The sequence below is a fragment of the Streptomyces sp. SUK 48 genome (genome assembly GCF_009650765.1).
Lineage (GTDB): Bacteria > Actinomycetota > Actinomycetes > Streptomycetales > Streptomycetaceae > Streptomyces.
This window is the reverse complement of the sequence record NZ_CP045740.1, coordinates 8242880-8253611: the sequence shown is the minus strand read 5'-3', so window position 1 is coordinate 8253611 and position 10732 is coordinate 8242880. Positions and strand designations below refer to the sequence as shown.

The window sequence follows — 10732 nt, the reverse complement described above, 5'->3', positions numbered from 1 at the left end:
CCGCCGCACGGTGAGGGCGTGGCCGGCGACCAGGCGATCCAGCGCTCGCTGGAGACGGCCTGGCCCGCCGACCTGCCCGCCTCGGATGAACGCGAACTGCTCGCCGCGGGCCGCGCATTGCTGCGCGCGGACGCCACCGGAGCCGGCCGTGCGCAGTGGCCGGACCTCTTCCCCGGCGCAGACCAGATGGCCCCGGCGTTCGCCACCGCCCGCTTCCGCATCCAGGCCGCACTCGCCCGCCGCGACGGCAGCCCGGCCGGGGCGGTGGTCCATCTGGTGTGGGCCGGCACGGACCGCGGCGGCACCTTCACCGACCTCCGCATCAGCGAATGGCACTTCACCCGCACGTCCGAGAAGGGAGCAGCGACGTGGACGCCGCAGCCCCGCATCTGACCGGCCTGGCCGCGCACACGACTGCCCGTCATGTATGCGCTCTGCTCACCGCTATCGCCGGGTGGGCGCACTGGCTCTGCGCCCACTGGTATGTGCTCGCGATGATCATCGCCGTCTGCTGGGGCGCGGGCGAACTGGTGGTGCGCAGGCTCGCAGCCAAGGCTTCGGCCCAGCGGATGGCTCTGGAACTCCTCTCCACCCGGCACTTCGAGCCGACTCCGGAGGAGATCTTCAGGCGCGGTGTCCAGCTCGCCCGCGCGTCCACGTCCATGCCCTGGTGGGCACCGCGCCGGTCGAAGGCCGTACAGATCCGGCTGCGCGCCGACGGCAGCGCGCCGCTGCGCTACCGCATCGAAGGACCGGCCGGCGCGGAACGGCTCCTGTCGATCACCCCGTTCGGGCCGGACGTCACCGTGGCCCCGGGGCGGCCGATCACCGACAAGCCCCGGGAGCACACCGTGCGAGCCGAGTTCATCCTGCGCGGCAAGCCCACAGCGCCCCTGCGCGAGGTGCCGCTCGCCCCCGATCCGCTGCAGCCGCTCATCGACGCCGTGGCGGACCTGCGCGCCGAGCTCGGTGACCTTGCCGAGCTCCGGCTCGACATGCAGCGGGCACCGAAGTGGGTACTGCGGGCCCGCCGCCGGCAGTTGATGGGCGCCGCCCGGCGCTGTGAGCGCCGCGAGGCCCAGCGAGCCGCGCGCTGGCTGCGGCAGGACGCCAGCGGCATCGAGGACTCCCTGGGCTGGCAGGTGCAGCAGCTGCTCAGTGACAGGCCGGCAGCCGGTGGCGGGCGGCGGCTGGTGATGCCGCCGGTCCCGCGCCGGGTGGAGCCGACGGAGGCGCTGGGCAAGCTCGCCGAGGACGACCAGTTGGTCCGGGTCCAGCTGCTCGTGATGTGCGCTTCGAACACCGCGGGCCGCGCGGAGGCCCGTATGGCACAGCTTCAGGCCGCGCTCGACGTTTTCGGCGGCCGCTCCCGGTGGGCCATGCGCGGCTGGCAGCTGGGGCCGTGGCGGATCGGCGCCGACCGCTGGCCCACCAGGCGTGCTTTCGAGCGCCGCTGGAACCTGGGGCACTGCCAGCCGCCCCGCGCGAACTGGGTGAGGCTGGAGGAACTTTACGGACTGCTCAAGCCGCCCACCGTGCACTGCCGTCTGCCGGTGCTCGCCAGCGACCTGCCGACTTTCCGTTTCGGCGACCCCGAGTTGCTGCTGCAGGGCATCTACCGCGGCCCGGACGGCCGGCAGCGGCTGGTCGCCACCTATGCCGAGGAGACCCTGTTCGAAGTCGGGGTCGGCAAGGCAGGCGGCGGCAAGACGGAGCGGGCTCTGGCCCAGGCGATCGGATGGGCACACGCGGGCGGGGGCCTGGTCTTCGTCGACCCGCACCGCGACTCGTGGCCGCGCGCCCGGCCGTTTCTGGCGCACGACGACCTGATGCAGCGGATCGCACTGATCGACCTCAACGGTCTCGGTCCCAGCCCGCGGATCAGTTCGTGGAATCCGCTCGGCATGCACCAGGGACAGGCGGCACACGAGGTCGTCGAGGCGATCGCCGACGCCTACGCCTCCGCGCTGGCATGGGACGACGCGAGCGCACCGCGCGCGCTCACCATCCTCACCGCCGCGCTCACCGTCCTGGCCGCCGTGAACGAGGCGGCCTGCCAGGCCGGCCAACCCGAGGACCAGGCCACGATCTTCCACATCCGCGCTCTGCTCACCGACGCCGCATTCCGCACGGCAGCGCTCGCCGCGGTGGCGGACCGGCTCGACGGGGACACCCGCGCCTGGTGGCAGTCGGTGTTCCCGACCTTGCCGGCCGACGCGTTCGCCGTCGTCCTCAACCCCATCGCCCGGCTCGCCGCCAACCCCCTCACCCGCGCCTTCCTCGGCCGGCCCGCCGGCGTCTACGACATCCGCGCGGCCATGGACTCCAGGATGATCGTGTGGGTGTGCCCGGGCGGCAACGGGCCCACTGACCGCCTCCTGACCGCGCTGCTCGCCCGGGACCTGCTGCGGGCCGCGCGCTCGCGGCGCGACACCCCGGAGGGGAAACGGGTGCCGTTCCGCCCGTACTTCGACGAACTGATCACCCTGACCGGAGCAGCGCCCGAGACCATCGCGGCGATGTTCGAGGACCTGCGCAAGTACAGGTGCCACGTCCACGGCATGACCCAGCTGCTGTCCCGGCTGCCCACACCAGTGCGGCAGTCCCTCGTGCAGAATGCCTCCACGCTGGCCACCACCGCCGGTTCGAAGTCCGCTATCGCGCCGATCACCGCCGAATGGGGCGATGACCCCAGCCCCGACCGGGTCGCCACCATGGACCGGTTCGAGCACTACATCTCCATGAACGTACGCGGCAGCCGCATCGGGCCCGTCCGGCTGCGCGGGCCTCACCTCGACGCCGTCTTCGCCGCTCTCGCCCGCCCGAAGCAGGCCCTGGCACTGGAGCGAGCCGCCCAGGCGAACGCACAAGCCGTCCCGCTGAACCAGGCCACGGACCGCGCCGCCGGCCAGCTCGGCCGCGTCACCGCTTTCCTCGGCGCGCACTCCCCCGCTGGCGCCGCCGCCCACCTGTCGAAGGAAATGGACCAGGAGTTCGGATGACCATCACCGGCCCCAGGAAAGGCACCGCGGGCAGCTTCACGCCCAGTCCCGTCGAGCCCCTCAAGCACCAGCTCCTGGCCACGCTCGCCCAGCACCGCATGGCCTCCACCCACCAGCTGCACCTCCTGCTGCGGCCCGACCGCTCCCGCCAGTCGGTCTCGGAGCGGTTGAACGAGCTGCTCGGCGAGCGCCTGGTCGACTTCGTCGTCCTGCCGCAGTCCCACCGCACCCGGGTCTGGTACCTCACTCCGAAAGGCGCACGGCTCACCCGGGACTGGCCCGCGCTGCGGGGCCGCCCGCCCTACCCCGTCACCTCCGCCACGGCCGCCTCGCTCAAGACCCCGCACACCCTCACCGTCCTGCGGACCCACCTGGCATTCGTCGTGGATGCCCGCCGCCGCGGCGACGAGCACGGTCACCTGGACTGGACTCCCGAGGTGTTCCACTCGATCGGCGACGGAGAGAGGATCATCGCCGACGCGCTCATGCACTACACCCTCATCGAGGGCGAACAGCGGCGCAAACTGCGGGCGTTCGTCGAGATCGACCGCGCCACCATGAGCAGCGAGCGGCTGGCCGCGAAGCTGATCGAATACGCGAGGCTGTGGGCCTACGAACCGCAGCCTCTCGGCCGGCGCCGGCAGACAAACGACGGCCCCGGCTGGCTGCGCTGGTACCCGGTCTTCCCCCGCATCCTGTTCGTGCTGACCGGCGCGTCACGCCAGACGATGGACAACCGGATCAACGACCTCAAGGCCATGGCCACCCATCATCCCCTCGTGGCCGGCCTGGCCCGCGAGGTGCCGCTGGGAGCGGCCGTCCTGGACGACCTCGACGAGCTCGGCCCCACCTCTCACATCTGGGTTCCGCTGGCGGGCGGCAAATACCGCCCGTGGACGCAGCTGTGACGCCACGGCCGAGAGGCACAGGATCGCCGTCCTGGGCGTGCCGGCCGAGGAAACACACAGCACGACGGTCACCTCGACACGCGCGGGTTCGGCGAGACATCCGGTGGCCCGCAACACCACTGAGAACGGCCTCCCGCAGAACCCCGGGGGGCGAGATCTCTGTGCGGGCGCGACGAGCGAAGACACCGAACCCAAGCGGTCGCCCGATTCCGAAATGATCGGATACATCCCCAGACACACGAGTGAACTCGACCTATTTGCCGGGAAGTTACGTGACATATGAGTAACCTTGCGATCACACACAGGCATCACCACAGGTGGGTCAGGCCGCGATTCCGAATCGGCGCGAGCCAAAGACCTGCGGACAGGCGACCGCACCGCGTCCTACGGGGAGAGAACGTGACAGCATCACAACCGCGCCTCTCGGGGCTCCATACCGGCGCCGTCCGCATCCACCAGCACGCAGCCGTGCTGCTTCTCGCCGGCAGCGTGCTGGCTCTGGCTGGTTGCAGTGACAGCAGTCCGGACATGCAGGCCCGAGCCAACCCTGCGCCGCAGGCTGGTTCGCCGTCCCCCACAGCCACCGCCGAGGACGCGGCCCTCACGGCGTACAGCAACTCCTGGGCCGCGCAGACCGATGCCTACAGCAAGGCATCCTCGGCGGCCACCGGCCTGAACAACAACAACACCCTCAGGGCCCTGTTCGACATCGAGCACGACCTCAAGGTCATGCGGAAGGCCGGGCAGGTGATGACCGGGAAGCCGGTAATCCATCCGAAGATCATGAAGGTGACCGATGGCAAGATCCCCACGGCCGTGGTGCACGACTGCGTTGACACGACCCACTGGACGCTGATCGACAAGACCTCGAAGAAGCCGGTCCCACTGCCCACGACGCGGCTCCTCAAGTACGCCAGTACCGCAACGCTCGAAAAGTGGGGGACGAAGTGGATGGTCACGAAGTGGACCGCCCAGGAGCGATCCTGCTGATCCGGCGTCTCGCCGCATTAACCGGCGTCCTCACCCTGGCCTCGGCCGGTGCCGCGCACGCCGGTGGCGATCCCGGCGTCGGTGCGGTCAGGTGCCAGGTCGTCAAAGTCTGCGTCGCCGTCGAAACCGGCGGCAGCGGCGGGCAGGCGGACAGTCCACAAGGCGCCGGCACCAGCGCCGACAGCAAGGTCGCGTGCACGTACACCAAGGTCGATCCGGACCCTGCGGCCGCATGGCCTGGCTGGAAAGGCGCCGACCCCGAGAAGAACGACGCCTACTTCTACGGGTGCACGGACGGCGGCCTGGACAACCCGGACGGCTTCGTCGTCGTCCCGCTGGGACAGCCTCCGGTTCCGCGGGTGGACCCGAGGCAACTGGCGCAGCGTGCGGTCGACTCCATGACGCTGCTCGGTCCGGACATCGCCAGCCCGCGCGCGGCCGGGAAGTACAGCGTGGGCGTCCCGATGTGGATGTGGGTCAAGAAGAGCGCCACGTCCTTCGGGCCGAACACGGCGTCGGCCACGGCGGGCGGGGTCACCGTCACCGCGACCGCCAAGGTGTCGAGGATGGTGTGGGCGATGGGCGACGGTGCCTCGGTGACCTGCAACGGTCCCGGCACCGCCTACACGTCGTCCGCAGGTATGAGCCAGTCCCCGACCTGCGGACACGTGTACTCGAGGACCTCGGCCGCTGCCCACAACGGCAAGTTCACGGTGACCGCGACCTCGACGTGGACGATCGATTGGCTAGGCGGCGGGCAGACCGGTCGGCTCACCGAGGTACGGCGGGCCGACGTGCAGGTGGCGGTCGGCGAAGTACAGGTCGTCGGGTAATGCCGCCGGAAGGAACACAACGATGAGCAGGACCCACGTAGATGCAGCTACGCACGGTGTCCCCCAGCAGGGACGCATGGCCGGGCCCGTGGCGCCGCCCCGGGTGTCGGCTCGCAGGCGGCGACCGGGCGTCATCGCTCTGTCGCTGGCGCTGATCGCCGCAGGAGGTGCAGGAGTTGCCGTCCTGCTCTTCCAGGTCGGCCACCGCACCGATGTGGTGACCGTGGTCCGCGACGTCCAGGCCGGCCAGGTCCTCACCGAAGAGGACCTGGGCAGGGCGTCTGTTGCCCTCGACCCGGTCGTCAAGGCGGTGCGCGCCGACGACCTGAAGTCGGTCGTGGGCCGGCGGGCCGCCGTGGAGCTCAAGCCCGGCTCCCTCCTCGCCTCCTCGCAGGTGACGAGCGACAACGTGGTGAAGACCGGCGAGCAACTGGTGCCGATCGGACTGGAGCCGAAACAGGTCCCGGCCACTGATCTGGTGCCGGGGCAGAAGGTACAGCTGGTGCACGTCCCGGCTCAGGGAACGACCGATGCTGGCAATCCTGCGGACGTCGCGGCGCAGACCATCGACGGCCGTGTCGTGAAAGCCTCCGGCGCCGCCCCGGGTACGGGAGTCGTGGTCGTCGACGTGGCCACGTCCGCCAGCGACGGGCCCACGGCCGCGGCGTGGGAGGCCGCGGGCGCCCTGCGCCTGGTCCTCGCCGCTGCGGACGGTGCCTGATGGCTGTGATCGCGCTCGCGGGCTGCAGCGGCGCGCCCGGCGTGACCACGAGCGCCCTCGCTCTGCTGCTGTCGTGGCCCCTCGAGGCGGGCCGGCGGATGATCCTCGCCGAGTGCGATCCGGACGGCGGGGCCGTGCTGCACGGACTGCTGCAGGGCACACTCGGCGACCGGTACGGGTTGCGCAACCTCTCGGTCGCCGCCCGCAAGGGCGAGTTCAGTGAGGCATTCTGGCGGCAGCTGATCGATCTGAGCGCCGAGGACGGCAACCCGGACACACCGCGCGACCGACTGCTGCTGCCCGGCATCACCGATCCTGCGCAGGCGGCGAGCCTCGACCAGGTGTGGAAGATCCTGGCGCAGATGTTCCGGGGCATCGAGGCGGAGAGCGGCCACGACGTGCTCATCGACCTCGGCCGCCGCGGGGCCTGCGGCCCCTGCGGGGTCCTGGCGGAACAGGCCGATGCGACGTTCGTCGTGGTGCGCAACACCCTGCGCGGCGTGCAGGCGGCACAGGGCCGGGTGCGCGCGCTGGAGGAGCGCGTGGGTGGCATCGGTGTGCTGGTGGTCGACCAGGGCCCGTATCCCGCCGGCGAGGTGCAGCGCGTGCTGCAGGCGCCGGTGATCGCCACTTTGCCGTACGCGCCGCAGGACGCCCGGGTGCTGTCCGACGGCGCCGAGCAGCCGCGCCACTTCATCCGCTCGCCGCTGATGAAGAGAGCCCGGACGGTCAGCGCCCTGCTTCTCCAGCGGGCCGCCCTGCACCGGGTCCGTCTCGATCCACGGGGCCTGCGCGCAGCAGGCGGGGAGGTCACTCATGCAGGCTAGGCCCCTGCATCCCGACCCCACGGTGGCGCCGGTGCCCCGGACGCCGCGCAGCAACGGCGTACCGGTATCCGCCGGTGCCGCGTCGAGCCCCCAGGTCCTCGGTGCGGAGGTCCCCCAGATCACCGTCGACCACCGGGTGGCCCGGGACATCGCGTCGCAAGTCGCCAAGCAGCGCGAGGAACTGCTCAAGTCCACGCCCGGCATGGACCGGGCCGGCGAGGAGCAGCGGTGCCTGAACTGGATCGCCGAGGCGGTCGCCCTGTGGTCGGATGCCCGGGCGATGACGCCGCAGGAGGACGAGGCGCTGCGGCGCGCCGTGTACGACCTGCTGTTCAGGGCCGGCCGGCTCCAGCCGTACCTGGACGACGACCGGGTCGAGGACATCATCATCCAGGGCCCGCACGAGGTGTGGCTCGACTACGGTGACGGTGAACGCCGCCGGGTCGGCCCGATCGCGGACTCCGAAGAAGAACTTCTGGAATTGTTCAGGGAGTTGGCCCGCAGCTCGGGGCACAGCGAGCGGACCATCTCCACTGCGAGCCCCGCTCTCGCCCTGTCCTTGCAGGACGGCTCCCGTCTGCAGGCCATCACCGGGCTCGGTCCGATGACGTACGCCGTCATCCGCCGCCACCGTATCTCCCACGCGGATCTCGACGACCTGGTCCGGCTGGGCACCATCGACCCGATCCTGCGCGCGTTCCTCGGCGCCGCCGTACGCGCCGAGAAGAACATCATGATCGCGGGCAAGCAGAAGGCCGGGAAGACCACCCTGCTGAGGGCGATGCTCAAGGAGTTCGACCCGCAGTGCCGGTTCGCGACCGTCCAGAGCGAGGACGAGCTGTTCACCCACGCCAACGGCTACCACCAGCAGGTCGTCTCCCTCGTCGGCCGCGAGTCGGGCGGGGAGAAGGACGCCATGGGGCGCGGCGCGGGCGAGGTCACGCTCCTGGACCTGATGCATCCGGCGCTGCGGATGTCGCTGGAACGGATCGTGGTCGGTGAGGTCCGCGGCCCCGAAGTGGTCGCCATGATGCAGGCGTTGACTAACGGGTCGGGCGGCAACCTGTGCACGATCCACGCGCGACGTCCGGACATCATCTTCGACCGGATCGCCGAACTGTACGCGCTCGCCCAGGACAACCTGTCCGAGCAGCTCGCCTACCGGCAGACCGCCAACGGCCTGGACTTCATCGTGTACGTCGACATGACGGACGAGACCCGGATCGGTGGCCGCCGCCACCGCTACGTCTCCCACGTCCTGGAACTCACCGGGATCGGGGAGAACGGCCGGCCCGCCACCAACGAGGTCTTCTCCCCCGGCCGCGAGTGGGGGGAGCCGCGGGCGGTTCCTCGGATGGACCCGGGCTGCATCGACGACCTGCGCCGGGTCGGCTTCGACTCGGCGCTGCTGCGGCAGTCGTACGGGGCCTGGCCGGCGCCGCTGTCGCTGAAGGTGGGGGTGAGCCGATGACGCTGCTGTTCGGGCTGCTGTCCGGCATGGCCGTGTTCGGTGGGCTGATCGGGGTCGCGGCCGGCCTGGTGGGCACCACGGCACCGCGCCGGGCGCCGCTGCTCAGGCGCTGGGAGGCGGCCTGGCGCGGTGGGAGGAACCGCGGCGAGGACGCCCGGCTGAGGCGGCAGACCCTCGTGGCCGCAGCTGTCGTGGTGTTCGTGTGCGTGTGGCTGGTGTCGGGGAACTTCGTCGGGGGGGTCCTGCTCGGCGCGGCCGTCGTCGGCGTGCCCTGGCTGATCACCCCGGCGCAGACGGCTCGTGAGCGTATCGGTCAGCTGGAGGCGCTGAGCGAGTGGACGCAACGGCTGGCCGGCCTGCTGCGGCTCGGCATGGGCCTTGAGCAGGCGATGATGACCAGCCGTCAGGGAGCGCCGGTCGAACTCGCCCCGCAGATCGGCAGCCTGTCCGAGCGGCTGCGCACGGGCTGGCGGCCAGACGGAGCGCTCCGCGCCTTCGCCGACGAACTGGACGATGTCACCGCCGACAAGGTGGTCGCCGCGCTCCTCCTGTCCGTCAACGACCGCGGCCCCGGCCTGGCCCAAGCCCTGGAGGACCTCTCGGGCACCGTCCGCGAGGAGGTCGCCCGCAAGCGCGCCATCGAGGCGGACCGGGCCAAGCCCCGCACCACCGTGCGGTGGATGACCGTCATCACCGTGGGCGTCGTCGTCGCCGGCTTCATCGTGCCGTCGTACACGAAGCCGTACTCCACTCTCCTGGGACAGCTCGTGCTCGCCTTCCTGGCTGCCGGTTTCGTCGGCGTCCTCGCCCTGATGCGGCAGCTCGGCAGCTTCCGCCGCATCCCGCGGTTCCTGATCACCGACCCGACCAGCGCCGTCCGGCTGCCCACGGCCGCGCCGGAACCAGTTGCGCCGGTCTGTGCCCAAAAACCGGAAGGAGTCGCCTCGTGAACCTCCTGCCCGCTGTTGTCACCGGCGGCACGGCCGGGGCCGGCATCGCCCTGCTGATCCGGGAACTCCTGCCGTCCCAGCCGGCACTGTCGCCGGCTCTCCAGCGCAGTGTCCCGGCACCCTTGCCGATGCCCGAGCCGGAAGCGGACCGCGAGGAGGTATGGGGCCGGTGGCTCCTCGCCCGCTTCGAACGGCTCCCGGGCATCAAGATCCCCGCCACGAACCTCGCGCTGCTCGGACAGGGACCGGCCCACTTCATGCTCAAGAAGACCGCGCTCGCCGCGCTGGGACTGCTCTGCCCGGCGATCGCGGCGATTCCCTGGATCATCGCGGGCGTCGGCCTGCCCTTCTACGCGCCCGCAGGCCCCGGGATCCTCATCGCGGCCCTGCTGTTCATCACACCCGATCTCGCCGTCCGCGACCAGGCCAAGCGGGCGCGGCAGGAGTTCACGCACGCCCTGTCCGCCTACCTCGACCTGGTCGCGCTCAAGCGGGCCGCCGACGCCGGACCCGCCGAAGCCCTGGAGAAGGCCGCCGGGATCGGCGAAGGCTGGCCCTTCCTCTATCTGCAGGGCGCGCTTCGCCGGGCCCGGCTGGAGAAGATCCCGCCGTATCAGGCGCTCACCGACCTCGCCCGCGAGTACGACCTGCCCGTGCTGGACGACGTCGCCGACATCATGCGCGGCAGCGCCACCGACGGCGCCGCGGTCTACAAGGCACTGCGGGCCCGCACCGCGGCACTCAACGCCGAACTACTGGCCGATCAGGCAGCCGAGGCGAACACCGCCAGCGAAAAGATGACCGCGCCGGGAGCCCTCCTGGCCGTCCTGGTGATGCTGCTGATGGCCTTTCCCGCCGTGATCCGCATGCTGACCGTCTGATCACCAACTCGTTCAACACCCCTGAGAGGCAAGGAACATGAAGCACACCGCAGCCCGCACGCGACGAACTGTGCTCCCTGCGGACGGGCGCCCGCACACCGCGTCGCACGGACCGGGGCGCCGAGGTGCGCGCCTGTGGCGGCGTGGCA

Annotated in this window: 10 protein-coding genes; all 10 read left to right on the top strand. The window is 71.1% G+C overall.

The annotated features are described in order from the left end of the window. The first annotated feature begins 18 nt into the window (after positions 1-18). The 10 genes from GHR20_RS37990 to GHR20_RS36235 all read left to right on the top strand — a co-directional run bounded on the left by GHR20_RS37990 (position 19) and on the right by GHR20_RS36235 (position 10583). Positions 19-393, top strand: coding sequence for a hypothetical protein (locus GHR20_RS37990; protein ID WP_243878253.1), 375 nt, complete (start codon positions 19-21; stop codon positions 391-393). Continuing rightward, complete coding sequence (locus GHR20_RS36275; RefSeq protein ID WP_153815698.1) at positions 369-3002, top strand: ATP/GTP-binding protein; 2634 nt, start codon at positions 369-371, stop codon at positions 3000-3002. Before GHR20_RS37990 ends, GHR20_RS36275 begins: the two co-directional genes overlap by 25 nt. After that, on the top strand, positions 2999-3910 hold the full coding sequence (locus tag GHR20_RS36270) for a replication-relaxation family protein (RefSeq protein ID WP_153815697.1): 912 nt from the start codon (positions 2999-3001) through the stop codon (positions 3908-3910). The genes GHR20_RS36275 and GHR20_RS36270 overlap by 4 nt, the downstream gene beginning before the upstream one ends. Before the next feature lie 399 nt (positions 3911-4309). After that, positions 4310-4900 carry a hypothetical protein gene (locus GHR20_RS36265; RefSeq protein WP_153815696.1) on the top strand — a complete coding sequence of 197 codons (591 nt, stop codon included), beginning with the start codon at positions 4310-4312 and terminating at the stop codon, positions 4898-4900. After that, positions 4873-5733 (top strand): ATP/GTP-binding protein, encoded by an 861-nt coding sequence (locus GHR20_RS36260; RefSeq protein WP_243878252.1) that lies wholly within the window; start codon positions 4873-4875, stop codon positions 5731-5733. The genes GHR20_RS36265 and GHR20_RS36260 overlap by 28 nt, the downstream gene beginning before the upstream one ends. 76 nt (positions 5734-5809) lie before the next feature. Continuing rightward, complete coding sequence (locus GHR20_RS36255; protein WP_153816279.1) at positions 5810-6454, top strand: SAF domain-containing protein; 645 nt, start codon at positions 5810-5812, stop codon at positions 6452-6454. Beyond that, entirely contained in the window at positions 6454-7281 is an 828-nt protein-coding gene (locus GHR20_RS36250) for a hypothetical protein (RefSeq protein ID WP_153815694.1), read from the top strand. The genes GHR20_RS36255 and GHR20_RS36250 overlap by 1 nt, the downstream gene beginning before the upstream one ends. Continuing rightward, positions 7271-8752, top strand: coding sequence for a CpaF/VirB11 family protein (locus GHR20_RS36245; protein ID WP_153815693.1), 1482 nt, complete (start codon positions 7271-7273; stop codon positions 8750-8752). The genes GHR20_RS36250 and GHR20_RS36245 overlap by 11 nt, the downstream gene beginning before the upstream one ends. After that, positions 8749-9702, top strand: a complete 954-nt coding sequence (locus tag GHR20_RS36240; RefSeq protein ID WP_153815692.1) for a type II secretion system F family protein — start codon at positions 8749-8751, stop codon at positions 9700-9702. The genes GHR20_RS36245 and GHR20_RS36240 overlap by 4 nt, the downstream gene beginning before the upstream one ends. Next, the gene (locus tag GHR20_RS36235) at positions 9699-10583 is read left to right on the top strand and encodes a type II secretion system F family protein (protein WP_153815691.1); all 885 of its coding nucleotides are present in this window, start codon (positions 9699-9701) and stop codon (positions 10581-10583) included. The genes GHR20_RS36240 and GHR20_RS36235 overlap by 4 nt, the downstream gene beginning before the upstream one ends. The last annotated feature ends 149 nt before the right edge of the window (positions 10584-10732 follow it).